We start from the raw sequence: 25,894 nt of genomic DNA, 5'->3' as shown, positions 1-25,894 counted from the left end.
TTCTTTCCAATTCCATCCAAAAGATCGCTCGTACCCTCCTTCTTTCATAGGATATTTCACCCGTACCAAAAGACGGGATAACTGTAAAAAAAGAGAGAGGTTTGATCGTAAGCAAAACCTCTCTCCCGGTCATTGACAGACAGCGGTTAAATCCAGCCTTTCCCTTTCGCGATACTAATCGCCTCAATACGATTCTTAGCCCCCAGCTTTTGTATAATCTCAGACATGTAATTCCGTATCGTACCGGAGGACAGAAAAAGGTGCTGAGTAAGCTCATTCGTTGTCTTTCCTTCTGCCGCTAAAGATAAGATCTCCTGCTCTCGAGCAGTCAAGGGATTTTCCTCGCGGATAATATCCAGCATTAGCTCTGGACTGAAAACACGCTCCCCCTTCATGATGGCGCGAATCGCCGCAGCCAATTCCTCAATGGAGCCATCCTTCAATAGATACCCTTGCACACCTATTTTAACCGCGCGCTGAAAATATCCCGGGCGGGCAAAGGTTGTTAAGATAATCACCTTGCAGGCAGGCTGAAAGCTTTTTATTTCTTCCGCTACCTCTAAACCGTTTTTTACAGGCATTTCGATATCTATTAAACTGATGTCTGGCTGCAGCCGCTTCATGGAATCGATGGCTTCCTTCCCATTGGATGCACATCCGATTATTTCTATATCTTCTTCCATATTAAGCAAAGTACCCAAGGCGCTAAGCAGCATCCGCTGATCTTCTGCAATAAAAACTCGTATCACACGCAGACACCCTCTTTCTTAATCACCGGCACCGTAATAGCTAATAAAGCGCCATTTTGATTTATCAGTCGGTAACTCCCACCAACTAAAGCCAAGCGCTCCTCCATTCCCTTAAGTCCGCTGCTGTTCCGATCCGGAACGCCAACTCCAACCCCATCGTCTTTCATTTCAACGCGAATCTCTTCCTCTGACCGTGTGATTTGAATCATGCAGTTCTCGGCTTGGCTATGTTTGACAACATTAGTAGCTGCTTCACGCAAGCACATGCTAATAATGCTTTGAAAAAGCGGTGAAATTTCTGACAGATCCATCTCTGCTTTGCAGTGATAAGCAATTCCAGCCGCCTGCAAAATCTTTTCAACATGAATTAATTCATCCGCAATCGTTATGGCTCTCATACTGGCTACAAGCTCTCGCACTTGTTTAAGAGCGGCTCGCGATGTTTTCTCTATTTCTTTCGCTTCATTCTCCGCTCGGTCGGCATCCCGTCTGATTAACCTTTCCACCAATTGACTTTTTAAAGCTATAAGCGATAGTGTATGGCCTAACGTGTCATGCAAATCCCGGGAAATTCGAAGTCTTTCCTCCCGCTTCACCAATTCATTTATTTGCTCATTGGCTTCATCTAATTGCTTTTCGAGCTGCATTTGCTTATTTATAGAACGAACGCCGAAGGGAGAGAGCAGCATAACGATTAAAAACGGAAAGAAATAAGCCAGCTCTCTCAGATCAGTAAGCAGCCCCCATCTGATTAGAGGAAGAACTTCAATAAGAATTAGAAAGGAGAAAGCGATTTTAAACTTTCGCTGCTCCTGTACCGTATGCTCATACCATCCGATAAAATTGGCTGGAAAAAAACCCATAAATATCATATTAACATGAAAAAATAAACTAAAAATGAACACGATCAGCATTTGAAAAGCCAGCCAAAAAGAAAAATTCTCCTCTCCCATTGAAACGTACAGCTGCCGGTAAGTGATTAAGAACAGAAAGAGCAAGGCTGCACCAAGCACCCTTTCCCATCCCGTTTCGTTCATCACATTGTAAGCCGGCATAATCACATACAACAGAAATATATAGGGAAGAATCCCGAATGACTTTGGGAACAATTGAATATTCCACTTCTTCCTACCCATGCTGCAGATCACATCGCTTCTTGTTTTCTTCTCGTATAACTAGATAGTATCATGAACAGCAAAAAGTATGATAATAAAATCAGAACATTCTTCCAGCTGGGAGCATCTCCCCGTATAAGCTCCCATGCACCGCTGCCATAATGGTAAGAAGGCAGCCATTCGGCAATTTTCTGCATTGTCTCTGGCATAACATCCAACGGCATCCACAGTCCTCCGCACAATGCTAAAGCAATATATAATACATTGCTCACTCCCGCGGCCGTTTCCACTTTCCTCATCGCTCCAAACAAAATGCCTAATGCAAGAAACGGAAATGACCCGAACAAAATCCATAGCCCGCTGCCGATCCACTGCCAAAGGGTAAGAGAAATGTCATTTATGAGCGCGCCAGCCGTAAATATAACTATGATGGAAAGCAGATGAATCAACGTCTGGCCGGCCATTTGGGCAAGGAAATAGATGGTGTTGGGAAGCGGAGTGATACGCATATACGCTGACCAACCAAGCGATCGTTCTTGTACAAGCCGAATCCCCAAAGTCATGATTGCGGACCCCATCACACTAAAAGCAGTCATCGACATTAAATAATGAGCTTGCCACATGGCCTCATTTGGCACATTCGTGTTTATCACCTTCGTAAAGATAAAATAGAAAAAGATCGGCATAGCTAATGACCAAAATACAAAATAAGGATTGCGCAGCACCCGCAGAGTTTCCGCCTGACATTGCTTGATCCATGTATTCATGCTAAACGCCTCCTTTTGGTTTTGCCGTCAGCTGCTCAAAGGCTGTTTCTAAATTGCCGCTCTCCACTTGAATCTCTTTGGCGCCGATGTTTAAAGCAAACAGACGCGCCAATACTTCATCTGAATCCTTCGTTTTCAAATAGTGCCGACCATTTTCCGTGTATGCTTGCTGAACCGCAGACCACTCCTTAAATATTTCGACTGGGCAATCAGCTTGGAAAGAAACCGTTCTCGTTAAAAGGGAGGCCTTGATTTTTGCAGGCGTACCGTCCGCAATAATACGACCTTCTTTAAACAGTAAAATACGGTCTGCCACATCGTCCGCCTCCTGCAAATAATGGGTTGAAAATATCACCGTTTTCCCCCTGCCAGCCAGCTGTCGGATCGTTTTCCAAAAAAGCCTCCGTGAGTGAACATCCAGCCCCACCGTAGGTTCATCCAATATTAAAAGCTTCGGATCCCCCGCCAGCGCTAACCCAAAGTTAAGACGTCTTTTTTGACCGCCGGATAGCTTCTCGACTCTTGTCTTTATATCCTTTTCATTTAACCCCGTGAAATCAATCAGATCCGGAAGCGGCAAAGGATCCGGATAATAGCTGCGGACAAGGTCAAGCAGCTCCTTCACCTTCAGCCCGTGCATGATGCTGACATCCTGAAGCATTGCTCCGATCTGCTCGCGGACAGCCTTCTCTGCTGGCGGGTGCTCAAGCACACTTATCTTTCCGTTAGAAGGAACGAGCAGCCCCAATATCATCGAAATCATCGTCGTCTTTCCAGCACCGTTTGGGCCAAGAATCGCAACAACCTCTCCCGGATGAATAGCAAATGATACTTCATGAACTGCTGTGTGATGGTGAAATACCTTCGATACCCGCTCTGCCTTAATTGCTTCCCTCATTCCAGCACCTCCTCATTCATTACCTTCAGTGTATATTCCAAAACGGCAATCGTTTAGTAGACTATGTCATGAAAAAAAGTGACAAATGTCATTTTCTTTCTCAATAACGATAAAATCGCCTCCTGCGAATAAATTTTCGCAGGAGGCGATTCCATTGCTCTGATTATGAATCGATTACTTTTTCACTCGCAAAAATACGACCTTCAAGTAATCGCCTTCCGGAAATGCACGGATTGTCCGAAAATCTTCAGGCAAGCTGTATTCTTCCAGAATATTAAAGTTCGTTTTTGTTTCTTTACAGGCGTCTTGGATAAAGCGCTTGAATTTTTTCATGCCAAATGCGCTGCAATTCGTGGAAGCCACGATAACACCTTGGTCTTTCGTTATGGCAATTGTTTCTTTCAGCAGTCCGGTATAGTCTTTAGCCGCACTGAATGTCCTTTTTTTCGTTTTCGCAAAGCTTGGCGGATCCAGAACAACGAGATCGAATGTCCGCTTCTTCCGGGCAGCATATTTAAAATATTGAAATACATCATCTACAATGATTTCTTGCTGTTCATAGTCCATGCCGTTCACCGCAAATTGCTCAATCGTCTTCGGAAGGCTGCGGTTTGCCACATCGACGCTCGTTGTCAAGTTGGCACCGCCAAGAGCCGCATTCACCGAAAACGCTCCCGTATAGGAAAACATATTCAGCATGTCTGCCCCCTCTGAATAACGTTCGCGGATCGCCTTGCGCACCTCACGCTGATCCAAAAAAACCCCGGTCATCGCCCCATCATTCAAGTAGATCGCGAATCGCACACCATTTTCCTTGACTATGATCGGGAAAGAGCCCCTTTCTCCCATAACAAAATCATCTTCTTCAAGGTATTGCCCCTTTTCTTTAAATCGCTTTTTTTGATAAATCCCTTTATATTCAGCCACTTGTCCAAGCGCTGCAAGAAGAGGCTCCTTAAATGAATAAATCCCTTTGCTGTACCATTGAATTAAGTAGTAACCGCCGTAGAAGTCGATCGTGACTCCGCCAAGACCGTCGCCTTCTCCATTTACCACCCGAAAAGCTGTCGTTTCCGGATCATTAAATAATTTTTGACGATGAGAAAGAGCGGTTTGGATTTTTCTCGCAAAGAAGGCCGTATCAACTCTTTCATCAGGCCGGCGGCTGATAATCCATCCGAGACCCTTATTTTGTACGCCATAATAGCCGATGCCGATAAAATCGCCTTTCTCATCTACAAGCCGCAGCAACTCGCCCTCCCGCTTGAGCAGCTTCGGCTGTTCAATAGCCCCCTTTTCAATAAGCGGATAGCCCTTTTTCATCTTAGCCGCATACTTATTATTAATTTTGACTGTTTGAACTTTTGTCATAGATCCACCATCATTTCTTTTGATTACTTCTCCCTTTATTATGTCATAACAAAGAGACTTCCTGCACTCCTTCGTCTTCATTTTTAAGGATATTGAAAAAGAATTAGGGAAAGCTGATCATTTGCTGATCGAAACCAAATAAACTAGTGCACTGGAGAAGGGGGATAAAAGTATGAAATTGGCCCACGCTGCTCTCAAACTGCCGATATTGCTTTAATTCTCTCCATTGCATCACTCTTTGTATAAATGAACAAGCCCCTCTCACACGAGAAGGGCTTGTTCTACTTACCTTTGCAATTAACCACATTATAAATAGTGACTGCTTGTGATCTATGCTTTCACTTATAATAAATTATTATTTGTATTTTCTAATGAGCTCTTGGTCATTGCCAACTAACCCTAACTTAAAAGCTTTATTAATGATAGAAGATACTTGGCCAGCATAAGCTACGTCTCCAGAGAGTCGCATGCGGTCCCGTAAAATCCCGTTATGAAAGTCGGATACTTCACGAGATAAACCAGGATTAACCACTTTGTCGGATTTAATTGCATCCATAAATTCGCTTAAACCCATCTGACTTTCTATTTCTTCTATTGTTTGATCTCCAAAATCTCTCCCAGTTTCCAGGTGCTGTTTGAAACGAGAAACTAATGTCAATTGACTATATGCCTGAAAAGCTGCTTTATTACTAGGATTGCCAAAATCAACACTCATTGAATCAATTCACCTCTCCATTATTTATTGTGAAACTTAAATGATCATTAACAACTTTATTAGGAGGATCATCATTATTTGTAGAAACAGTTATTCCCCCAGAGCTTAATAATTCAATTGGAATTTTGTAATACTTTATATATCCATATACAATTCTATCCGCTCCCGATAATAAATCATCATTAGCTGCCTTGCTTGTTTGTGAAGTGATATCCACTCCATCACTATAAATTCGTATCCCTCCATGACGCTCAGTACCTTCTTGAGACTCCCACGTCTAAAGACGCAAGCCCTAAACCTTACGGTTAAACGGGTGGGATTCTTGAATGGCTAAGCGTTCGCAGTCCATTTCTGTTTTGAACAACCTTCAAGATGAGGGCATCTCATTGCCCCTCATAGGGCAGAACCTATAGTTCCCTATGCTGATTGACTATTACCATCAATCACAGGTGCACATCGAATATTCATAGCACCTACTAGATCACGATGTTTCTCGAATCCGCATTTACACTTGTATTTGCGGTCTTGTGCTTTGTTCTTTTCAGAACAGTTAGGACATGTTTGACTCGTATAAACAGGATTCACATATTCAACCTTAATGCCTTCTAACTTGGCCTTGTACTCAATAAATTGAGATAGACGATAAAAGGACCATGTATGCAAATTCTTTTCGTTTTTACGACTTGTTCTTGTCGTCTGTCTGATATTCGCTAATTGTTCTAAACGAATGACAGAGATTTCATTTTCTTTAGCAAAATTAACAATCGCACGACTTACTTTATGGTCTTGATCTTTCATCCAACGCTGTTCCTTGTTTTTTGAACTGCGGATAGCATTTAATTTTTTCTTTTTGCCTAATGCTTTACGAACAGAACGAAACTTTCTCTTTTTATATTTATTCTGTCTGCCGTTACCAAAGAAACGCACTTTTCCGTCATCAGTTACTGCAACAGCCGGAACTTTTAAACCTAAGTCAACTCCCATAACCTTGAATCCCGTTTTTTGAGGAGTAGGCGTAGTGACAGAAATTTGTGCGATCCATTTATTTGACTTTTTCGTGATACGCAATGTGCCTAACTTATGTTTCAGCAAATTGAAATTTCGATTTTCCTTATCAATTAATAAAGCCCGAATAGGCGTTTTCTTGGCTTTACCGTCAATCATGATCGGCAGTGAAATATGAGTGAAGTCCAAAGAGTAGTTTTGGTTGTTCCAGATACACGTAGGTTTCTTTAAGACTGGAATGGTTTCAAATTTTGTTTTCTTTGCCTTCTTGAAAACACTTTTCGCATCTTTAATTGCTTGGTTTTTCACCGCACTGGGCAAAGAAGCACCAATGTTTTTACTTGTTTTCTTAGTGCTTTTCTTTTCTTTTACCATTTCAGACACAAGATCGTTGATTGTTGAAATGTATGTTTTACTCATTTCGGTCAAAGTCAAATCCTGTTCTTTAGTAGGTAGCAATTTGATTTTTACAGTGATTGTTTGTGACATGATTTCACCCCCTTGTTTTTTGTTGTTCAACATATCGCTTTATAGTTTGACTTGATACGTTTCCAGCAGTAGAAACAAAATAAGAACGTGTCCACAAACTTGGCAGGTGTCGCAGGTGCGGAAATTCTTCTCGCAACTGTTTAGATGTCACTCCTTTGATTTTTGCCATGATGTTTGCAGGGCTTAGTGTAGGTAGTACATTGAGAAACATGTGTGCATGGTCTTTGTCACATTCTAAAGCAATCACTTGTATTTTTAGTGGTTCGCATATTTCGTGCACCATTTCTTTGAATCTCTTTTCTCGCTTGTTGTCAAGAAATATTTTTCTTCTGTATCGAGGACAAAACACAAAATGATAGTTAATGAATGATACGGTTGTAGTAGTTCTTCTATAATCTTCCATACTTATATTTTTATCAGTTTTCACTATAAACGACAACAAATATATAAAAATAAATATAGTGGAGTTTTCCAATACTTGAAGTACCGCAAAACCTTACGGTTAAATGCGGTACTCCGTATTTGACCTCACTATCATCCCACGTCTAAAGACGGTCTGCGACCTGTGTGGGCTTTCTTGTTCGGAAAATCTGTAATATACCGCGATGCGAACTTCAGATCCGTTTAAAGGTTTTTTTGCTGCCATTTGATAAGGATGGATATTTTCCCGCACAAATTTGTTACCATCCGATGTAATACCAATAATCTGTAAATCCGTTAACGCTAGGGTGGATCCTGCCAAAGACTTACTGGGAATGACCAAAAATACTACAGACATAGTTAAAGCTAAAGTTACTAAAACCGAAAACACTTTCTTTATTTTACCATTATTCCTTATATATGTAATCCATTATTATATCGACAATATACCTTTTTGTTTAACGCTTAATATCCAAAAATGTTTCAAAAAACCAAAAACTACTATCCATTTAGGGGCAATAAATTTTAAAATTATACGATTTTTGAAGTTTTCTTCAGTAAACGTAAAGTTTCAACAAAAGAAACTTCATCAAATGAATTAAAAATAGCAGCATTCCTACTTTTTCCCGATTCGGTTTAATCCCCATTTTATTTCGGCATCCTGATGATGTTTTTAGATGCTGTATAAACGGGGCGGGAACCGTTTACACTGTAAACAAAAAACTTTCTAGGAGGATCATATGAAAAAATTCCATTGTTTTTTAGCTTTAGCGGCAGCTGTGGCAATAAGCGGGTGCAATTGGACCCATGATGAGAAGCGTCCAAAAGAAGCAGCGGAGACGGTGCAGCAAACAGCTGACCTAACAAGCGGCATAGGGCAAGTACAAACGGCCTTGCAGGCGGCCGAAACAGCAATAGAAAGAGCAACCAATCCGCCTAACAAGATTTCAACAGCTGGCCAGCAGCTCGAGAAGAAATGGGATGAAATAGAGAAAATGATCGAGGAATCCTATCCTCAAGATTATAAAAACATCGAAAAAAGTCTGTATCCCCTCATCAATGAAATGAAAAAAGAACAGCCAGATCTCCAGAAGCTTAACGCGCTTCTCGCAGAGACAAAGAAGAAAATCAGCGCCTTTAAGGATAAGATCAACCCTTCCGTTTAACAATGAGCACGGGAAGAGAGTACCCTTGACTTTCACCCTTTTTGGCTAGCCGTTCAACCTGTTGGACAAAGAGATTGGTACCTTCCTGCCTTCAGCCACATATATATGCAGAGAACTCTCGGATAAAGCAAAAGGAATACAAGGCTATCTGCTAATGCCAACAAACAAGGAGGACTGCAGCTGCTATGCGGCTAGAAGAGTATGTTGGAGAATTCATATTGGTGGAGCTGACGGGAGAAACGGAACTAGCGGGGCTGTTCTTTGAACTTGGAGAGGATGTCATGGTGCTTTATAAAGAAACAGAATTTTTCTATATTCCTTTCTTTCATGTAAAGAACATCAAGAGATTCACCGCCAGCGGAGCGGCGTCCCCCTCCTTTAAATTAAAAACGGCGGCCCCTTTCCCAAAACAGCTGTGTTTAGAAGAGATATTGGAGACAGCCAAAGGACTGTTTGTCGAAATAACCGTCTCGAATGGCCATGTGTTCCATGGCTGTATTACGGTTGTCATGAATGATTATATTGTATTCTTTTCACCTGTTTTCCAAACGATTCTTATTCCGATTCAGCATATCATTCAGCTGCTTCCCTATCCCCACACAGCCCGGCCTTACGGATTTAAAAACTCAAGCTCACTGACAGCATCCACGGATAAGACGTTTGCTGTCACTTTTGATGGACAATTAAACAATATGACCGGTTCATTTCTTACTTGCAATATCGGCTCTAAAGACGCGATCAGCGGCAAGCTGCTGGATAAGGAAAAGCATTGTATAAGCTTGCTTACCTCAAGGGAAACAGAAATCCATTTAAATATTCAGCATATCCAATCCCTTATGTGCCCGTAGCCGGCATACATTCTGACGAAAATGATTATCAGAGCAGCCCCTGGCAGGCCCGCTCTTATTTTTTGCTCTATAATGGAAAGGTGCTGTGATTTAAATCTTAAATAGGCGCATACATAATAAAAGGAACCTTCACACTGCGGGGGCTCTTCCGTCCTCTGCTGATGAAAAGAAGAACCAAAGCTGCCATCGCCCCGTCCTGTGGCAGTGTCTTTGTTACCTGCCTCGTGCAGCCCCGAACGAACCAGGCATTTAATGCCGCAATCTCCGCACAGTCTTTTGCTGTCCCGCTCCTTTCCTGGAAGGGGAGACAAAGAAAGCTTACATGCTGGAGAAAATCATATAACTGAAGTGAAACCTTTTTTCTCGGTCAGACGTATGACATAGCAAAGGCATTCGCTTTTACAGAGGGAGAGGAGCCAAACCTTTTCATTCAGCTTCTTCCCCTTTTTGATCAAAAGGAGGAAATACATATGAATAATCATGAAATTGACTACAAGATTTATGGCGATGACATGCAATTTGTAGAGGTGGAGCTCGATCCGCAGGAAACCGTCATTGCAGAAGCCGGAAGTTTGATGATGATGGAGGACAGCATCCGCATGGAGACTGTATTTGGTGATGACTCTGATCAGGGAAAAGGGCTGATGGGCAAGCTTATGGGAGCAGGAAAACGCATCATTACCGGAGAGAGCCTGTTCATGACAACCTTCACAAATGAAGGGCAAGGCAAGAAGCATGTCTCCTTTGCCAGCCCTTATCCTGGAAAAATTATTCCGATGGATTTAAGTGAGCTGAACGGAAAGATCATTTGTCAAAAGGATGCCTTCCTTGCCGCTGCTAAAGGCGTGTCGGTTGGCATTGAGCTGCAAAGAAAACTGGGGGCCGGATTCTTTGGCGGTGAAGGATTCATCATGCAAAAACTGGAAGGAGATGGCATGTGTTTTGTTCATGCCGGCGGTACAATTCATAAAAAAACGCTCGTTCCTGGTGAAGTGCTCCGCATTGATACCGGCTGTTTAGTCGCGATGACGCAGGATATAGAATATAATATCGAAGCAGTGAGCGGCATTAAAACAGCATTATTCGGCGGAGAAGGCCTCTTCTTCGCCACTTTGAAAGGTCCCGGAACGGTTTGGGTACAATCCTTGCCGTTCAGCCGTTTAGCCAGCCGTGTCTTTGCCTCAGCCCCGCAAGCTGGAGGCTCTTCGAAAGGTGAAGGCGGAATCGGCGGTTTATTCAGTATGTTCAGCGATGACTGATCATCTAAACTCGCGGCGGAGCGAACCAATGCTCCGCCGTTTTTTATTGACGGTCAGAAGAATGATCTCCTCTTACTTCTTCTCCCGCTTTCCTCACTTGACTGGTAATGCCTTTTAGCTCTTTTGCTGCCTCTTCAGCTGTTTCCACTATCTCCGAAGACTCCTTTGTCACTTGACTCACTTGCCCAACTACGTTCCGATTCACTTTCTTATATAAATGCTGTGCGTCTTGAATCGCCTCTTTTAAGACAGCCGCGGCATTTTGCAAACGCTCCTGCCATTCATTTTTCACAGCAGACGGATCTTCTTTGACCCTGTTGACCACGTGAATCGTCGAATCCTTCATCTCCTTTGTCGTCTCCGTCACTTTGGAGCGAGTGGATGAATCCAGCAGCGCTAACGCACCGCCAACAGCTGCTCCAATGATGACCCCTTTCATGAGTTTACTCTGATTCTGATCATGGGCGGCAGATGATTCCATGAACGTCTCCTCCTTTCCTTTCCCTTCTTCTCCCCTCTTTCTGCCTCCGTTAAACGCCGCGGCTTATTTTTTGATAGAAATCAGCCATGACAAACAACGGCGGGAAAGACTATAATTGTAAGCAATAGCTTCTATGATTAAATGAAAGGCAGGTGCTAGTTCTCGTGAACGATCAACCGATGCAAATGATCCATTTATCTATCGGACTTCCAAAAATGATGGCATACGACGATCAAAAGCAAATGAACACAGGCATTTGCAAAGCAAGCACAGAGGAGGCGTACTTAACAAAAGACGGCTTTATCGGGGATGGGGTCGCTGATTTGAAACATCACGGCGGCCCAGACCGGGCGGTTTGTATATATCCCGCTGAGCATTACCCGTTCTGGGAGCAAGAATTTCAAACCGTTCTTCCCTCGGCCGCCTTTGGTGAAAATATAACCGCAACTCATATGCTGGAGAAGGACGTGCATATTGGCGACATCTTCCGCTTAGGGGATGCTGTTATTCAAATCACCCAAGGAAGGGTGCCTTGCAGCACGATCAGCAAGCGCACCCGCTTGCCTCACCTTCTTCCGAGAATCGTTGAAACAGGCTTTACCGGCTACTTATGCCGCGTGTTAGAAGAAGGACAGGTCAGAGCCGATTCTGCCATCACTTTGCTTGAACCTCATCCGCAGCAAGTGTCCGTACTGTTTGGCAACGAAATTTACTTTCACCGGCAAAAGGATCTAGAAGGACTGGAGAAATTACTCGCGGTTGAAGAACTGGCCGATCAATGGCGAAAGCCTTTGATCCGACGTTTAGAAAAGCTGATTTCCCCGACAACCTAAGAGCCCGCTTGTCCCAGACTGTTTTATTCCCCCCCTTGCTTACCCTATCTAATTTTGGTACTGTTTTACAGTATAGTTCTCCTTATATGAAGCTTATGCTGGAGCATTCGTCTGCAGCATAAACTTGCCGGCACTTGCTCGCGGTACTCCTCGGATCGCATTTGCCTCAGAAAGGAGAGGATACGATGGGGAAGCTATTATTTTTATTTATCGTCGGGGCCATCGCCCTGCTTTTTCGGCTGATTCTTTTAGAACCATTAGAATGGCACCAGGCAGCCCCTCTGCTTTTATTTCTTCCGGGTGCTCTTTTGATTTGGCTGATTCAGAGGCGAATACAGGCGCGCGACGCCGCTTATCAGCCTAAGCAGCCTGATAACATTTGGAACACCCGCATCGGAGAAAGAATGTCTACAGGCCGGAAGCTACTTTATAAAGGCAGCCGCAAACAAGCAGCGTATTACCGTTACTACCCGCACTGGTGGCAGTATGCCATAAATGAAATCATCAACGGCGGCGGAAAATGGTATATGAACCTTTGCTTTGAGCTTAAGAACGGAGAAAAGATTAAGTTCATTGAACAAAGAAAGAAGAAAAAGCAAAAGGGGAATACAACGTGGCACATCAGCCAAAAGGAGCAAGTGATTGGCCAAGTTCAAACCGACTATTCCATAAAAAATGCATTGAAGCTGCAGGAAGGTCTGTTCTTGCAAATAAACAGCCAAACGTATTACTTTCAATCATTCGGTATCGGTTCAAAAACGGAAATACGTTTGAATCAGCAGGTGATCGCTGCCGGATGGCGTTCGGATTCCTTGCAGTGCTCATACTGTTTGAAAGTAACAGAAGGGCATGAGGCGATAGAGCCGCTATTGATGATGGCATTCATTTTGTTTAATTATGTACATGAGCAATAAGCAAGGCGAAGCAGCACGGGTCTGCTTCGCCTTGCTTACTCGTATGGCTCTAAGCCTCCTCCATGAGCCCTGTCTTGACATAAAAAGCTTCTCCCGTTAACGCATCAATCAGACGGATATGACCAACCGTTTTAGGGAAAGCAGGAAGATACGTCACATGATAGGCTGGCCCCTCTTCTCCATATTCCAACTTAAAGCCTCTCTCCATCTCCAGTTTGCTGCAGATGATGGCTTTTGCTTCCTCTTGGGAAATAGCCGGTTCAAAAGGAGCCGTTTTCCATAATGTTTCGGCGATTTCATTCGTCTCTAAGTAAAGGATGTTTCCTGATTGCTCCCCAACGTGAATGACCAGTACATAACTATCGACTTTGATTGAATGATGAATGCGCTGAAAATAAAATACGTATTCTGACTCGCCCTCGCCCTCTCCCTCTTGCTTATCAGCTATAAAATGATGAGAAGGGTGGCTTGTTTGCATGGTGAACTGTTCATCTGCCTGCGGGTAAAGAGAGAATAAAAATTGCAGCGCACGCTCTCTCGCTTCATCTTCGGTAATAGGAGCCGCCCCTTTCCGAGTCTCTTCATTATTCACTACACTCACTAGCCGTCCGGTTTCTTGATCAAAGCTTAGCTGAATGCTGTCCCCAACCCATTCGTCTATATCGAGCGGATGAATGGAATCCTCAGCAGCGGACCACCATTCTTCTCTCTCTGTACCGCTGATTCTTTCCGCTATTTTCACATATTGATCATTCAATCCAATCAATGGCCAGCGCTCACTTTCCGATACATGGCGCTTGTCCAGTCTTTCATACGTTTCAAGAAACCCTCCATATGCCTCAATCGTTTCTGCGCTGCCATCCGCCTCCAGCGCCATAACATACTCAACAGGCGCATAGCACAGGCGGTAAGAACCGTCTCCGTTGACATACATGTCTTTATCCAATTTAGAAATAAGCAGTTCAAGCGTCAGAGTTTCCATGTAAATGGATTTTGCAGATTCTTTCGAAATGATGCTAGGCGGATAGATTACTTTGTACTCTTCCGCTTTGGCATGAAATCCATGAACCTGTCCATCTCTCGCTATATCTATTTTCACTCCCGAATGGGGAAGAAACAGGCCGAACTTCTCCTCTTTTTTGTCATAAATAAGGCCGTATGTTTCATCAAAATCAATCATGCAGGAAAAGCGGACCGACTGTAACAAACCGGGACGCACCCTCTCTATGAAAGCTTCTGCATTGGCGCGAATCTCTTTTGGGGGCAAATGACCGGTTATCCCGCTGACATCTCGAAAAGAGGAGAAGCTTTCAAGCTCGCCCCGGTCATTGAAAACCATACTGGCTACTAATTCATCGTCGCTTTTTCTATACAGCTCAAACTCGTGTTCGTCATATTCACTAGCTTGCAAGTATACGTCGTCCGCCGTATTTTGTTTTATATAAGAGACCATTATGTCTAACTTTTCGTTCCACTGTAAATTCCCTCTTTCTTATAGCAGGCATATAGGAATGAAAGCAGCCGCAATCATTCACAGTGCCCTGTCATTTGTTTGGCAGCGTCTGGCGTCCCGCAGCAGCGGGTGAGAGCGCCCTCTCCGTTCCGTTCACCTTTACAGAAAGAGGCGGATTCCTCTCGCACAAGGACCCGCCCCTTTCTCTCTAATACGACTGTCTTCGTTAAAGCGAAGAAGTGGTCTTTTCCTGATCGGAGGAAGATGAGTCAAAATCCGGCGCAACCGCTTTTTTAATAAATAAGGCGATGCAAAAAGCAAGAATACACAAACCTAAGGCAAACCAATAAGCATGGTGCACCCCAACAGTCATCGCCTGATGGACCGCTTGCTCTGTAATCGGACCCGACTGATCTTCCAAATAGCTGTTTCGGCCCTGCGTCATAATGCTGACAAAGATTGACACACCCAGCGCCCCTGCAACCGGCTGTAGCGTATTGGATATGGCAGTTCCATGGGGATACAAATGCTTGGGAAGCTCATTCAAGGCATTCGTTTGGGCAGGCATCATGATCGCTGAGATAGATAACATTAAGATAATATAGACAACGATAAAGGACCAGATTGGTATCGATGGGTGAATATTGCTAAAAAAGATCATTACTCCGACTAAAACAACCGTGCCGGGTATGATTAATTTTCTCGGGCCAAACTTGTCAAACAGCGTACCCATAACCGGTGACATCAGCCCGTTTAATAACGCACCCGGCAGCAGCAGCAGTCCGGCTACTTTGGCGGAATAGCCTAAAGGTCCTTGCAAATACATAGGCATCACAATCTCGGAAGCAAACATTGCCATAATCACAATAACAAACAAGCTGACGCCGCGAGTATAGCTTTTATATTTAAACACCCGGACATCCAGCAAGGGTTCCTCAAGCTTTAATTGCCGCCATGTAAACAATATGAGGCTGATAAGACTGATGCTAATTACTGCAAGGATCGTTGCCGACAGAAATCCCTCTGGACTATTGCCCGCGCTGCTGAAGCCATATACGATACCGCCGATTCCAATTGAAGAAAGAATTATAGAAAGCACATCCACTTTCGGACGGGTCACTTCCCCTACGTTTTGCAAATATTTAAACGCAAATATGATGGAGAAGAGAGTAAAAGGAATGACGGAGATAAATAACCAGCGCCAGCCCAAAAAGTCAACGATGACACCGGACAATGTGGGTCCTAATGCCGGTGCAAACATAATGACGAGACCAAATGTGCCCATGATTCTTCCTCGCACTTCAGGAGGAAACAGCAGAAGCAAGGCATTCATGATCACCGGTATTAAGAGACCGGTTCCCGCCGCTTGAATCATCCGCCCGGTTAACAGCATAGGAAAATTCATAGCACAAGCGGCGATGATGGTTCCAATTAAGAAGACCGTCATCACACCGATAAACATCTGTCTTGTCGTAAACCATTGAATTAACAATGCCGATATCGGCATTAATACACCCATCACGAGCATAAATCCCGTTGCTAACCATTGAACGGTCGGCTCATCGATATGAAAGACATCCATCAGCTCGGTTAAAGCAATATTCAGCAGCGTTTCGTTTAAAATAGAAAAAAAAGCGCCGATCATAAAGGTTATGACAATTATTTTTGTATTCATTTTTGGTTTCATTTGTTTTCCTCCGGTACAGAATAAAATGGACGATTCATCAATTGCAAATGTCAAAAAACCCCCTATTTTCATCGAATAGGAGGTAAGAAGATCCGTAACCTTTTTGATCTGTGCACGCCCGTTCCTATTCCTATTCAGAATATTTGTGTTTAACATTCGATTCCCTCTGAACAGGAAAAGTCAGCACTGCGCTATTCAGTTTGCAGGGCTTAACCTTTATAAAAAAGCACAGACTCCTCCCGTTCAGAAAATCATTTCGCCTTTTACAACGAATTCTCTCAAAACAGGATTATAGAATCATGTACTTTTTCCACCCTTTCGTCATTGTTTATCTTCATTTTAATCAGTAACCATTCTGCATGTCAAACCGATTTACGAATATTTAACAAAAAAAAGAAATTTACTATTTCTTTTTGCAGTTATGACGTCTTCAACAGCTGCAAAATCATAGCCGGATGCTGATTAGCTTGAGCCATCATCGCCATGGCAGCTTGAGCCAAAATGGAATTCTTCGTATAATTCATCATTTCCTTCGCCATATCGGCTCCTCTGATTCTCATCTCTGCGGCGGTTAAGTTCTCTGCTGTGTTCTCTAAATTATTCAGCGTGTGCTCCAGACGTCTTGTATGGGAGCCCAGCTTAGAGCGCTGTGAGGATACCTTCTCAACTGCTTGATCAATGATAGAAATAGCCGAGGAAGCCGATTCATTGGATGACATATCCAGCGTGCCTTGATCCGTGTATCCTGCGCCGCTGCCGGTCAAGCCGAGCGCTGCCGACCGCATATCTGACAACCCAATTGCCGTCGTTTGTCTGGCATTCGCGCCCACTTGAATCTTCATCGTGTCATGCGTGCCATCCAGTACCTTAATCGTGTTAAATTCCGTATCACTGCCAATTCTCGTAACTTCCTCTGTCAATTCATTGATCTCCTCTTGGATAGACAAACGGTCGGCTGCACTTAAGGTATCATTAGCTGCTTGAACGGAGAGCTCACGCATTCGCTGTAGAATCGCGTGCGTTTCATTAAGTCCTCCCTCTGCCGTTTGAATGAACGACATGGCATCTTGCGTATTTCGTGCCGCTTGATTCAACCCGCGGATTTGCGCTCGCATTCTTTCCGAAATAGCAAGACCCGCCGGATCATCCGCAGCCCGATTGATCCGCAAGCCCGATGCCAGCCGCTCCATCGCCAGTCCTTGAGCCGATATGGCTTTGTTATACATCCGATAAGAAAACATCGCGGTCAGATTATGGTGGATTCGCATAAGCTTGCTCACTGCTGTCCAACACGCCTTCTTCCTTCTGCGTATTATCGGACAAGCCGCTTCCCTCCTTTTCAATGTTTTAAAAATAACTCCTTTTCCTGCTGCCTAGCTTCTAGTTGCTTGCTATTAGTATCGGCCCAAAAGGGAATATTTTCAATATAAACAAGAATATCCTCCTGCCGAATAATTCAACACAGAAAAACCTCCCTTTTTCACCCACGGGTTGTTGACAATCAATTGATTGATATGTAAAATATATATTACAAAAAGCAATATATATACGTCTTTTTTGGCGAATAGCAGGTGATTAAATGAGAAACAGAATCAAGCTAGCCCGTGTGGAAAAAGGCCTGACCCAGCAACAGCTGGCTCAGGAAGTGAACGCGACGCGTCAGACGATCGGTCTAATAGAGAAAGGGCAATATAACCCCAGTTTGCAGCTTTGCGTAGCGATCGCCAAAGCTTTGGGCAAAACATTGGATGAACTTTTTTGGGAGGTAAGTTAAATTGAACAAAACATGGCTTTCTGTGCTTTTACCGGATGATGAATATAAAGAAAGAAAACTCCTCTTTTTCTTGGCTGAATCAGCAGTCATCATGTTTGCACTGCTTTTTGGATTGCTTTGCCTGCAAGCTGGGGTGAGCGATTGGAAAATCGATTCATTTGTAGTTCTGCTTATTCCATTTGCAGCAGGATTACTTTATCCAACAGTTCGATATATCTTGTCTGGCATCGAATTTCCTGATGTGACGACAGAAGCCGTTTACCAGAAAGAAAAACGGCAAAACATTGTAAGATCGGCCGGTTTTTTCGGCATTTTCGTGATTATTTCTTTTCTCTTTGGAATAAGGGGATGGGATACAATTGGAGTAGCTTTCGTCTCCGCTCTTCTTTTCTATTTGCTCCATTACATTTCCCTGCGCCGCTCTTACAAAGAGAATCGGGATTCGCTATAAATACAGCTCATGATCAAATTTGTTTGCAATAATGTTTGGCTGCCAGCTTTTCGGTGTCCCTTTCCGAAATAGAGCACTCGTCCTGCTAACACCTGCATAAACGCTGCCTGTCTTTCTCTTTTTTGTATTGTGAATGTTCTTACATGCTTGCTTATCAGAACAACTAGCTAATTTCGCCTTTTGTTACATGAGAAAGCTATAACGGTTCTGTCCGCGTTCATGTCCATAATCGCTATACTAAAAGCTAAAGAAGAAAGCCGCATTTCGCGGCTTTCTTCTTGTCACGCTCAGTCCATATTGACCCAAACGCTTTTGACTTCTGTGTAGTTATCCAGGGCATAGCTTCCCATTTCGCGGCCGATTCCTGATTGTTTATATCCTCCAAACGGAGCTGCGGCATCAAAGACATTATAGGCATTGATCCAAACTGTACCCGCTTTCAAGCGATGGGCAATTTGATGGGCGTTTTTCAAATCTTGCGTCCAAATTCCAGCAGCCAGTCCATAATAGGAGCTGTTTGCTTTTTCCACTAAATCATCGATATCTTCAAAAGGCATCGCCGCTACTACCGGACCAAAGATCTCTTCATTTGCAATCGTCATTTGACTATCTACATTCGCAAAGATCGTCGGAGAGACGAAATACCCTTTTTCAAATGGAATCGTGCCGCCAGTCAGCACTTCCGCCCCTTCTTCAATTCCTTTATCAATATAGCCTTTCACCCGCTGCTGCTGCTGGGAAGAAATCAGCGGTCCCATAGTCGTCTCTAAATCTAAACCGTTCCCTTGCTTTACCTTTTTAGCAGCATCCGTTAATTCGGACATGACCTTGTCGTACATTTTCTTTTGGACAAATAACCGGCTTCCTGCACAGCATACCTGCCCCTGATTAAACATAATTCCCATTAGTGCACCAGGAATTGCTTTCGATAAATCAGCGTCCGGCAGAATGATATTAGGCGATTTGCCTCCCAATTCAAGGGTCACTCGTTTCATTGTATCCGCCGCTGATTTCATGATCGATTTACCGACTGCTGTTGAGCCTGTAAAAGCAATCTTGTCGACAAGCGGATGATCAACGAGCGGCTGTCCAGCTGTTTTTCCGAAGCCCGGCACAATATTCACCACGCCGTTCGGGAATCCTGCTTGCTCTATCAAAGTAGCTAAATACAGCGCGGATAGTGGCGTATTTTCCGCAGGCTTTAGAACCACAGTACAGCCGGAAGCGAGCGATGCCCCCAATTTCCAAGCAGCCATTAAGAGCGGGAAGTTCCAAGGGATAATCTGTCCAACGACTCCAACCGGTTCATGTCTTGTATACATGAAGTAATTGCCTTGAACAGGTATTGTTTGCCCGACAATCTTTGTTGACCAGCCGGCAAAATAGCGAAAATGCTCGATAGCTAAAGGAACATCGGCATTTAATGTTTCTTGCAGAGGCTTCCCGTTATCCAGCGTATCTAATTGTGCTAATTCCAATTTATTTTCTTCCATTAGATCAGCCAGTTTATAAATCAAACGGCTTCTTTCTGCTGATCCCATCCTTGACCAAGGACCATTATCAAAAGCCTCTCTGGCTGCACGAACAGCTTTATCAATATCTTCTTCCTCAGCTTCTGACACAACCGCTAACACTTCTCCTGTTGCTGGATTCAGTGTTTCAAAGGTCTTGCCGGAAACGGATTCAACGAAATCCCCATTAATATAAAGCGTTTTCAAACCTTCCAAAAACGAAACTACTTTAGGACTTAATGCATTTGTCATCGTTCGCCGCTCCTTTACTGGGTAGAATCTGTAAATCAAGTAAATTATATTCTTTCAGCCGGCAAAAAACAACTAATCCGCTCCATTTTTGGCAAATCACTAGCAATCTAGTAAGAGTCAAAAGAGAAGATTATTCACAAAAAAACTTATGTGATGAGAAACCATCACATAAGTTTGTTCACATTTAACTAAAATCTACTTCAATTCTTTTCTTATCATCTTTTTTCCGTTTCGGCATCACGACTTCTAGCACACCATTCTTATAAGAGGCCTTGACGCCCTCTTGAGAGACAGGAGCCGGAAGTGCGACAGCCCGGTGAAAACGGCCAAAATACCGTTCTTTCCGATACATGTTTTCCTCATTCACCTCATTCGAACGATTCATTGAACCGCTAATGGTGAGTAAATTGTTTTCAATATCAATGTCGATATCGTCTTTGCTTTCAAGCCCAGGAAGATCACAAGCAGCTACGACTTCATTGTCCCTTTCGTACACATCAACTCTGATTCCGCCCATATTCGATTCTGTTCCAAAATTAGAAGGGAATTCCGAGAAGAATCCTTCTAGCTCTTTTCTCATATTTGCCAAATGTCTAAACGGATCGCTAGGAATTAAAGCCATACCTCATCTTCCTCCTTATTAAATGATTACATGGATATATTTACCACGAATTCTATGAGCTAAACGGTTGCTTTATGAACATTTCGTGAACTTTATGCATTTACAGCTGCGGTGCTTCAAATGTATTTCCGTCCTTTATATCTCCTGTTTGGAATCCTTTATGGAACCAGCGCACTCGCTGCTGGGACGTTCCGTGAGTAAAGCTTTCAGGAACCGTATATCCTTGGGATCTCTTTTGGATCGTGTCATCTCCGACAGCGCTGGCTGCACGCAAAGCTTCTTCGATGTCTCCCGCTTCAAGCACATTCATGCCTTGCGCATGATGAGCCCATACCCCGGCCAAATAATCTGCCTGTAATTCCAAACGGACGGAATATTGATTGTACTCCGCTTGACTCAGCTGTGAACGAAGACGAGCCATTTGATCTGTCGTCCCTAGAAGATTTTGCACATGATGCCCCACCTCATGAGCAATAACATACGCCATTGCAAAATCACCGGGCGCCTGTAGCTTATCCTGCAAATCTTGATAAAAGCTCAGATCGATATACAGCTTGGAGTCGCCCGGGCAATAAAATGGGCCGACAGCGGCGCTGGCTGCTCCGCATGCCGACTCAACGCTCCCGGAATAGAGCACAAGCTTCGGCTCTTTATACACCAAGCCTTCTTTGCGAAACAGTTTCCCCCATACCTGTTCGGTATCCGCAAGCACCACCGAAACAAACTGAGACAGCTCCTCCTCTTGGGCTGTTTCTTCATGAGAAATAGATGAATCTGACCCTGTGATTTGAGTATCATCGAGCAGTTCTCCGGGATTGCCGCCGAGCAGCGCATAGATTAAGACTATTACCAACCCAATTCCTCCGCCTATTCCGGCTATGCCTTTTCCACTCATGCCCCTTCTATCTTCCACATTAGAGCTTTCTCGTCTGCCTCGCCATTTCATAAACTTGCCCCCTAATTAAGTATGCAGAAAAGTTACTAGTGTTATACCCAAACAAAGTGGAACTTAGACGAACTTCGTTTATCCTGCATGAACAACGCCACTTTTCTGGGATGAAGCGGCGAAGCAAAAGTCTAAGTGCGGAATCGCAGCAACTAAATGCCCGATTCGTTCGAGCCTGCAGCAAGGCGCTGCGAGATGGCAGCCGTTGTTCTTTTTTCAGCAGGGCGATACAGAAAGCTCTCACTGCCGATGGCTCACTTAAAGTAAGCGAGTCCACTCTTTTGTTTACGCAAAAAAATACTCTATCTCAGAGAATGCTGAGATCGTCTTCTTCATGACAAAAAGAAGTTCATCACCTGCGATGTATAGGCGATGAACTCCCTGTTTGCTTGCTATCCATTGATAAGATACATATTGCTATTTCAAAGCCATCACTTTTTCAGTGCCTTCTTACCTAAAAGATGTTTTTTCCTAAAGACATTTAATCTTTCATGCTGACTTTTTGCAGACGCAAAGCATTCAACACGACGGAAACGGAGCTGAAGGCCATAGCGGCTCCTGCTACCCAAGGAGCTAACAGCCCCATTGCTGCTACAGGGATGCCAATGGTATTGTAAAAGAAAGCGAAAAATAAATTCTGCTTAATATTTCTCATCGTTTTCCGGCTCATCAAGAAAGCATCTGCCACGCTGTTTAAATCTCCGCGCATCAACGTAATGTCCGCTGCTTCAATGGCAATATCTGTTCCCGTTCCAACAGCCATCCCGACATTGGCAGTGGCAAGAGCGGGGGCATCATTAATGCCGTCACCGACCATCGCGACATTTTTTCCTTGTTCCTGCAGCTTTTTAATTTCTCCGCTTTTCTGTTCAGGCAGAACCTCGGCAATCACTCGCTCGACGCCCACTTTCCGAGCAATGGCTTCAGCCGTACGCTGATTATCCCCAGTTAGAATAACCACTTCAAGTCCAAGCTTTTTCATCCGGCTGATGGCTTCTTCAGATGTTTCCTTCAACGTGTCAGCTACCGCTACCACTCCGGCTATTTGCTGATCGATTGCTATTAGCATAGCTGTTTTTCCTTCACTTTCCCATTTCTCCATAGTTGCTTCCAGCGGCTGAATGGCAATACCCGATTCAGTCATTAATTTCCGCGTACCAATCAGCACTTCCTTCGCATGGACAACAGCGCGAATTCCCCGGCCTGGCAATGCCTCAAATTCTTCCGCGTTGAGAAGTGAAATCCCCTTTTCTTTAATGCCGTCAACGATCGCCTGAGCTAATGGATGCTCCGATTGTTTTTCTGCTGTGCCGACTAACTGGAGTATATCGGTTTCTTCCAAATAATCCGCTATCATAACATCCGTTAACGATGGTTCTCCTTTTGTAACGGTTCCTGTCTTATCAAGGACAACCGTATCAATGGTCTGCGTATGCTCCAAATGCTCGCCGCCTTTGAAAAGCAAGCCCATTTCAGCAGCACGGCCCGAACCGGCCATAATGGAAGTGGGTGTAGCCAAGCCTAAAGCACAAGGACAAGCAATGACCAAAATTGAAATGGTAGGAATTAATGCCGAACGGAAGTCACCCGGTGTCACTGCAAAATACCAAATGAAGAAAGTAACGACAGCAATAGCGACTACAACCGGAACAAAAACCCCTGAAATCTTATCAGCTAACCGCTGAATATCTGCTTTAGACCCTTGTGCTTCCTCTACGACTTTTACAATTTGTGCTAACGCTGTATCGCTGCCTACCTTCGTCGCCTTGATCTTCAATGACCCGTTTTTATTAATCGTGGCTCCAATGACAGCATCACCTGCCGTTTTATCGACAGGAATACTTTCACCTGTAATCATCGATTCATCAATCGCCGAACGTCCTTCAAGAATCTCCCCGTCTACCGGAATCTTTTCACCTGGCTTGACTAGAATCACTTCACCAGCCATGACTTCTTCTATCGGGATCTCAACTTCGTTTCCATTTCTTAATACGCGAGCCGTCTTCGCCTGCAAACTGAGAAGCTTCTGAATGGCTTGGCTCGTTTTCCCTTTCGCCCGCACTTCAAAAAGCTTCCCTAGCAAAATGAGCGTGATGATGACGGCAGAAGTCTCAAAATAAAGCTGCGGCATACCCTCTGCACCAGCTGCCGCCCACTCCCACACCAAATATAAGCTGTAGAAGTAAGACGCACTTGTACCTAAAGCTACAAGCACATCCATATTTGCACTCTTGTTCTTTAAGGCATGATAAGCTCCTTTGTAAAACTGCGCTCCGACAACAAATTGAACAGGCGTCGCCAGCATCAGCTGTACCCACGGATTCATCAAGATGTCCGGCAAATAAAGAAAGGAGAGAAATTCAAAATGGGCGACCATCGTCCAGAATAATGGAATCGTCAATATAAGTGAAAGCAAAAACTTTCTGGACTGTCTTTGAATTTCTACTTCCTTGTGATCAACCTTTTCAGCCTCATTCAGCTTAGATGTCAGTTCATAGCCCAGTTTATGAACAATTTGCTTCATTTCCGCAGGAGTCACTTGCTGATGATCATAAACAACGGTCATCGTTTCAAGCGCAAAGTTCACATTAACCTCTTCAACGCCTTCCATCTTGCGAACTCTCTTTTCAATCCGATTGGCACAAGCAGCGCACGTCATGCCTGAAATGTCAAACTCCACTTTTTCCTGAACGACACTGTAGCCTAGATGCTCAACCTTTTCCTTCAGCTCTTGTACATTGGTCTTATCCGGGTCATATACCACTGTAGAACGTTCCAGGGCAAAGTTAACGTTAGCTTCCTCCACGCCTTCGATCTTCGACAGCCCTTTTTCAATGCGGCGGGCACAAGCGGCACATGTCATCCCATCAATTCGCAGTGTTTTTTCTTTGCTTGCCATACCTCGATCCCTCCAATACATAGTGGGGGTATAATAATGATAAAATGAAAGACCATACCTACAGGCACGATCTTTCTACTGCATATTAACCAGTAAATTATGCAAGGTCATATCCTTGATCTTCAATGGTTTCTTTTATCTGGGCTAACTTTGTCTGGCTTTCGTCAAACTCAACCGCTACTTCCCCTTTACTCAGGTTGACCTTAACCGAAGATACACCAGCCAATTTGCCCACGCTTCCTTCAATGGCATTGACACAATGATTGCAAGACATTCCTTGTACTTTTATGATTTCTTTCATTTGAACAACCTCCTGTATATTTTAGCTATACCACTTGATGAATCTTTTACTCTTGACTTTCATTACTTAGTCAGTGCTTTCATTACATCCATCAATTCCTTGATTGCCTGTTCACCGTTATTTCCTTTAATTGCGTGAGCAACACAATGAGACGTATGATCTTCGAGCAAAGCTAAAGACACTTTGTTAATCGCCGACTGGACTGCGCTAATTTGGTGGAGTATATCTACACAATAGCGGTCGTTTTCGATCATTTGGTGAATACCTCTCACTTGCCCTTCAATCCTCTTTAACCGGTTAAGAAGCTGCTGTTTATTCGGCTGAACCGTCGATTTTACTTCTTCTTCCACAGGCTTCCCTCCTTGCTCCATCTTCATACTTATACCCCGTAACCCTATATTAGCATGCTGTGCTATAAAAATCAACACACAAACTGGCTATATGAAATGAACTACCCTCCACCTGCGCTTCGCTTAGAGGTGAGGGATTCTTTCGGAGGTAAGTTAAAAGCCAAAATAGTTAAGTTTTGAGAAATGACCATTGATAAAAGCGAATCAGAATCTGCGTTTTTTAAGTCATTCTGTTCAGATACCTGCCCTCCGGAAGAAGAGAAGGGGCTGAGAAATATCGCTCATTTCATTTTTAGAAAGCTATGTATCAGTATTGACAGCGGCTCCCTTTCCATAACACTCATGGTAAAAAACAGGCTTTTCTGCTTACATTTTGTCAAATTTACGAAATGAAAGAAATAAGACTCATTCTTTAAATAGCGGAGTAAAAAATATACCGTCACAGTTTTTTTCTTTCCCCTTACATCCTGTATGCCGGGCTAATGCTTCCCTCGTTATCCGTCTGGCACATCTCAGTGTACCGCCAAAAATAAAAAAAGAACAGCACAGGCTGTTCTTTTTCTTGTTTGCCTGGCAGCGTCCTACTCTCGCAGGAGGAAACCCCCAACTACCATCGGC

General features: G+C 43.8%; 26 protein-coding genes and 1 rRNA gene (1 of these 27 running past the window's edge). 7 read left to right on the top strand and 20 right to left on the bottom strand.

The window, feature by feature from the left end:
- Nucleotides 1-146 precede the first annotated feature (146 nt).
- The 9 genes from CEF20_RS00555 to tnpA all read right to left on the bottom strand — a co-directional run bounded on the left by CEF20_RS00555 (nucleotide 147) and on the right by tnpA (nucleotide 7,512).
- Nucleotides 147-749 carry a response regulator transcription factor gene (locus CEF20_RS00555; protein WP_100330026.1) on the bottom strand — a complete coding sequence of 201 codons (603 nt, stop codon included), beginning with the start codon at nucleotides 747-749 and terminating at the stop codon, nucleotides 147-149.
- Nucleotides 746-1,885, bottom strand: a complete 1,140-nt coding sequence (locus CEF20_RS00550; RefSeq protein ID WP_100330025.1) for a sensor histidine kinase — start codon at nucleotides 1,883-1,885, stop codon at nucleotides 746-748. Before CEF20_RS00550 ends, CEF20_RS00555 begins: the two co-directional genes overlap by 4 nt.
- 8 nt (nucleotides 1,886-1,893) lie before the next feature.
- Nucleotides 1,894-2,631 carry an ABC transporter permease gene (locus CEF20_RS00545; RefSeq protein ID WP_100330024.1) on the bottom strand — a complete coding sequence of 246 codons (738 nt, stop codon included), beginning with the start codon at nucleotides 2,629-2,631 and terminating at the stop codon, nucleotides 1,894-1,896.
- A 1-nt stretch (nucleotide 2,632) separates the two neighbouring features.
- Nucleotides 2,633-3,529 (bottom strand): ABC transporter ATP-binding protein, encoded by an 897-nt coding sequence (locus CEF20_RS00540; RefSeq protein WP_100330023.1) that lies wholly within the window; start codon nucleotides 3,527-3,529, stop codon nucleotides 2,633-2,635.
- 174 nt (nucleotides 3,530-3,703) lie between these two features.
- Entirely contained in the window at nucleotides 3,704-4,900 is a 1,197-nt protein-coding gene (locus CEF20_RS00535) for a class I SAM-dependent rRNA methyltransferase (protein ID WP_100330022.1), read from the bottom strand.
- A gap of 355 nt (nucleotides 4,901-5,255) precedes the next feature.
- Nucleotides 5,256-5,615 (bottom strand): hypothetical protein, encoded by a 360-nt coding sequence (locus CEF20_RS00530; RefSeq protein ID WP_100330021.1) that lies wholly within the window; start codon nucleotides 5,613-5,615, stop codon nucleotides 5,256-5,258.
- 4 nt (nucleotides 5,616-5,619) lie between these two features.
- Complete coding sequence (locus CEF20_RS00525) at nucleotides 5,620-5,832, bottom strand: hypothetical protein (protein ID WP_100330020.1); 213 nt, start codon at nucleotides 5,830-5,832, stop codon at nucleotides 5,620-5,622.
- 200 nt (nucleotides 5,833-6,032) lie between these two features.
- Complete coding sequence (locus CEF20_RS00520; protein WP_100330019.1) at nucleotides 6,033-7,109, bottom strand: RNA-guided endonuclease InsQ/TnpB family protein; 1,077 nt, start codon at nucleotides 7,107-7,109, stop codon at nucleotides 6,033-6,035.
- Between the two features lie 4 nt (nucleotides 7,110-7,113).
- On the bottom strand, nucleotides 7,114-7,512 hold the full coding sequence (tnpA, locus tag CEF20_RS00515) for an IS200/IS605 family transposase (protein ID WP_100331949.1): 399 nt from the start codon (nucleotides 7,510-7,512) through the stop codon (nucleotides 7,114-7,116).
- Nucleotides 7,513-8,269: 757 nt separating this feature from the next.
- On the opposite strand from tnpA, the gene CEF20_RS00505 reads away from it, so the two are divergent.
- The 3 genes from CEF20_RS00505 (at nucleotide 8,270) to CEF20_RS00495 (ending at nucleotide 10,802) form a co-directional block, all read left to right on the top strand.
- Nucleotides 8,270-8,695 (top strand): hypothetical protein, encoded by a 426-nt coding sequence (locus CEF20_RS00505; protein ID WP_100330017.1) that lies wholly within the window; start codon nucleotides 8,270-8,272, stop codon nucleotides 8,693-8,695.
- 185 nt (nucleotides 8,696-8,880) lie between these two features.
- Entirely contained in the window at nucleotides 8,881-9,543 is a 663-nt protein-coding gene (locus CEF20_RS00500; protein WP_100330016.1) for a hypothetical protein, read from the top strand.
- 470 nt (nucleotides 9,544-10,013) lie between these two features.
- Entirely contained in the window at nucleotides 10,014-10,802 is a 789-nt protein-coding gene (locus CEF20_RS00495; protein WP_100330015.1) for a TIGR00266 family protein, read from the top strand.
- A 43-nt stretch (nucleotides 10,803-10,845) separates the two neighbouring features.
- On the opposite strand, the gene CEF20_RS00490 is transcribed toward CEF20_RS00495, so the two are convergent.
- Nucleotides 10,846-11,283 (bottom strand): YtxH domain-containing protein, encoded by a 438-nt coding sequence (locus CEF20_RS00490; RefSeq protein WP_100330014.1) that lies wholly within the window; start codon nucleotides 11,281-11,283, stop codon nucleotides 10,846-10,848.
- A 179-nt stretch (nucleotides 11,284-11,462) separates the two neighbouring features.
- Between CEF20_RS00490 and CEF20_RS00485 the strand changes: the two genes are divergently transcribed.
- Both CEF20_RS00485 and CEF20_RS00480 read left to right on the top strand, forming a co-directional pair.
- A complete protein-coding gene (locus CEF20_RS00485; RefSeq protein ID WP_100331948.1) occupies nucleotides 11,463-12,116 on the top strand; it encodes an MOSC domain-containing protein in 654 nt (217 codons plus the stop codon).
- Between the two features lie 185 nt (nucleotides 12,117-12,301).
- The gene (locus CEF20_RS00480) at nucleotides 12,302-13,030 is read left to right on the top strand and encodes a hypothetical protein (RefSeq protein ID WP_100330013.1); all 729 of its coding nucleotides are present in this window, start codon (nucleotides 12,302-12,304) and stop codon (nucleotides 13,028-13,030) included.
- 49 nt (nucleotides 13,031-13,079) lie between these two features.
- Here CEF20_RS00480 and CEF20_RS00475 read toward each other — a convergent pair whose 3' ends face one another.
- From CEF20_RS00475 to CEF20_RS00465, 3 genes are all read right to left on the bottom strand, one after another.
- Nucleotides 13,080-14,483, bottom strand: a complete 1,404-nt coding sequence (locus CEF20_RS00475; RefSeq protein WP_100330012.1) for a YcdB/YcdC domain-containing protein — start codon at nucleotides 14,481-14,483, stop codon at nucleotides 13,080-13,082.
- Nucleotides 14,484-14,709: 226 nt separating this feature from the next.
- A complete protein-coding gene (locus CEF20_RS00470; protein ID WP_100331947.1) occupies nucleotides 14,710-16,170 on the bottom strand; it encodes a DHA2 family efflux MFS transporter permease subunit in 1,461 nt (486 codons plus the stop codon).
- 419 nt (nucleotides 16,171-16,589) lie between these two features.
- Nucleotides 16,590-17,438, bottom strand: coding sequence for a flagellin N-terminal helical domain-containing protein (locus tag CEF20_RS00465; RefSeq protein WP_100330011.1), 849 nt, complete (start codon nucleotides 17,436-17,438; stop codon nucleotides 16,590-16,592).
- A gap of 311 nt (nucleotides 17,439-17,749) precedes the next feature.
- Between CEF20_RS00465 and CEF20_RS00460 the strand changes: the two genes are divergently transcribed.
- The gene (locus tag CEF20_RS00460; RefSeq protein WP_100330010.1) at nucleotides 17,750-17,944 is read left to right on the top strand and encodes a helix-turn-helix transcriptional regulator; all 195 of its coding nucleotides are present in this window, start codon (nucleotides 17,750-17,752) and stop codon (nucleotides 17,942-17,944) included.
- A 1-nt stretch (nucleotide 17,945) separates the two neighbouring features.
- The gene (locus CEF20_RS00455; protein WP_100330009.1) at nucleotides 17,946-18,395 is read left to right on the top strand and encodes a hypothetical protein; all 450 of its coding nucleotides are present in this window, start codon (nucleotides 17,946-17,948) and stop codon (nucleotides 18,393-18,395) included.
- Nucleotides 18,396-18,682: 287 nt separating this feature from the next.
- On the opposite strand, the gene CEF20_RS00450 is transcribed toward CEF20_RS00455, so the two are convergent.
- The 7 genes from CEF20_RS00450 to rrf all read right to left on the bottom strand — a co-directional run.
- Nucleotides 18,683-20,158 (bottom strand): aldehyde dehydrogenase family protein, encoded by a 1,476-nt coding sequence (locus CEF20_RS00450; RefSeq protein WP_100330008.1) that lies wholly within the window; start codon nucleotides 20,156-20,158, stop codon nucleotides 18,683-18,685.
- Nucleotides 20,159-20,342: 184 nt separating this feature from the next.
- Nucleotides 20,343-20,780 (bottom strand): Hsp20/alpha crystallin family protein, encoded by a 438-nt coding sequence (locus tag CEF20_RS00445; RefSeq protein WP_100330007.1) that lies wholly within the window; start codon nucleotides 20,778-20,780, stop codon nucleotides 20,343-20,345.
- A 100-nt stretch (nucleotides 20,781-20,880) separates the two neighbouring features.
- Nucleotides 20,881-21,726 (bottom strand): KPN_02809 family neutral zinc metallopeptidase, encoded by an 846-nt coding sequence (gene ypfJ, locus CEF20_RS00440; RefSeq protein ID WP_100330006.1) that lies wholly within the window; start codon nucleotides 21,724-21,726, stop codon nucleotides 20,881-20,883.
- A 481-nt stretch (nucleotides 21,727-22,207) separates the two neighbouring features.
- Nucleotides 22,208-24,625 (bottom strand): heavy metal translocating P-type ATPase, encoded by a 2,418-nt coding sequence (locus CEF20_RS00435; RefSeq protein ID WP_100330005.1) that lies wholly within the window; start codon nucleotides 24,623-24,625, stop codon nucleotides 22,208-22,210.
- Nucleotides 24,626-24,722: 97 nt separating this feature from the next.
- Entirely contained in the window at nucleotides 24,723-24,926 is a 204-nt protein-coding gene (gene copZ, locus CEF20_RS00430) for a copper chaperone CopZ (protein ID WP_100330004.1), read from the bottom strand.
- Between the two features lie 62 nt (nucleotides 24,927-24,988).
- Entirely contained in the window at nucleotides 24,989-25,297 is a 309-nt protein-coding gene (locus tag CEF20_RS00425) for a metal-sensitive transcriptional regulator (RefSeq protein ID WP_100331946.1), read from the bottom strand.
- Between the two features lie 547 nt (nucleotides 25,298-25,844).
- A 5S ribosomal RNA gene (gene rrf / locus CEF20_RS00420) occupies nucleotides 25,845-25,894 on the bottom strand (it continues 66 nt past the right edge of the window).

This window comes from Bacillus xiapuensis, assembly GCF_002797355.1.
Taxonomy (GTDB): Bacteria; Bacillota; Bacilli; order Bacillales; family Domibacillaceae; genus Bacillus_CE; species Bacillus_CE xiapuensis.
The sequence above is the reverse complement of the archived record's forward strand: the minus strand, read 5'-3'. Positions and strand labels throughout refer to the sequence as shown.

Coding starts and splice junctions, on each gene's coding strand:
- CEF20_RS00550 (WP_100330025.1), bottom strand. CDS start 1,885: ATGGGTAGGAAGAAGTGGAATATTCAATTGTTCCCAAAGTCATTCGGG.
- CEF20_RS00545 (WP_100330024.1), bottom strand. CDS start 2,631: ATGAATACATGGATCAAGCAATGTCAGGCGGAAACTCTGCGGGTGCTG.
- CEF20_RS00540 (WP_100330023.1), bottom strand. CDS start 3,529: ATGAGGGAAGCAATTAAGGCAGAGCGGGTATCGAAGGTATTTCACCAT.
- CEF20_RS00535 (WP_100330022.1), bottom strand. CDS start 4,900: ATGACAAAAGTTCAAACAGTCAAAATTAATAATAAGTATGCGGCTAAG.
- CEF20_RS00530 (WP_100330021.1), bottom strand. CDS start 5,615: ATGAGTGTTGATTTTGGCAATCCTAGTAATAAAGCAGCTTTTCAGGCA.
- CEF20_RS00520 (WP_100330019.1), bottom strand. CDS start 7,109: ATGTCACAAACAATCACTGTAAAAATCAAATTGCTACCTACTAAAGAA.
- tnpA (WP_100331949.1), bottom strand. CDS start 7,512: ATGGAAGATTATAGAAGAACTACTACAACCGTATCATTCATTAACTAT.
- CEF20_RS00505 (WP_100330017.1), top strand. CDS start 8,270: ATGAAAAAATTCCATTGTTTTTTAGCTTTAGCGGCAGCTGTGGCAATA.
- CEF20_RS00500 (WP_100330016.1), top strand. CDS start 8,881: ATGCGGCTAGAAGAGTATGTTGGAGAATTCATATTGGTGGAGCTGACG.
- CEF20_RS00495 (WP_100330015.1), top strand. CDS start 10,014: ATGAATAATCATGAAATTGACTACAAGATTTATGGCGATGACATGCAA.
- CEF20_RS00490 (WP_100330014.1), bottom strand. CDS start 11,283: ATGGAATCATCTGCCGCCCATGATCAGAATCAGAGTAAACTCATGAAA.
- CEF20_RS00485 (WP_100331948.1), top strand. CDS start 11,463: ATGCAAATGATCCATTTATCTATCGGACTTCCAAAAATGATGGCATAC.
- CEF20_RS00480 (WP_100330013.1), top strand. CDS start 12,302: ATGGGGAAGCTATTATTTTTATTTATCGTCGGGGCCATCGCCCTGCTT.
- CEF20_RS00475 (WP_100330012.1), bottom strand. CDS start 14,483: ATGGTCTCTTATATAAAACAAAATACGGCGGACGACGTATACTTGCAA.
- CEF20_RS00470 (WP_100331947.1), bottom strand. CDS start 16,170: ATGAAACCAAAAATGAATACAAAAATAATTGTCATAACCTTTATGATC.
- CEF20_RS00465 (WP_100330011.1), bottom strand. CDS start 17,438: ATGCGAATCCACCATAATCTGACCGCGATGTTTTCTTATCGGATGTAT.
- CEF20_RS00460 (WP_100330010.1), top strand. CDS start 17,750: ATGAGAAACAGAATCAAGCTAGCCCGTGTGGAAAAAGGCCTGACCCAG.
- CEF20_RS00450 (WP_100330008.1), bottom strand. CDS start 20,158: ATGACAAATGCATTAAGTCCTAAAGTAGTTTCGTTTTTGGAAGGTTTG.
- CEF20_RS00445 (WP_100330007.1), bottom strand. CDS start 20,780: ATGGCTTTAATTCCTAGCGATCCGTTTAGACATTTGGCAAATATGAGA.
- ypfJ (WP_100330006.1), bottom strand. CDS start 21,726: ATGAAATGGCGAGGCAGACGAGAAAGCTCTAATGTGGAAGATAGAAGG.
- CEF20_RS00435 (WP_100330005.1), bottom strand. CDS start 24,625: ATGGCAAGCAAAGAAAAAACACTGCGAATTGATGGGATGACATGTGCC.
- copZ (WP_100330004.1), bottom strand. CDS start 24,926: ATGAAAGAAATCATAAAAGTACAAGGAATGTCTTGCAATCATTGTGTC.
- CEF20_RS00425 (WP_100331946.1), bottom strand. CDS start 25,297: ATGGAGCAAGGAGGGAAGCCTGTGGAAGAAGAAGTAAAATCGACGGTT.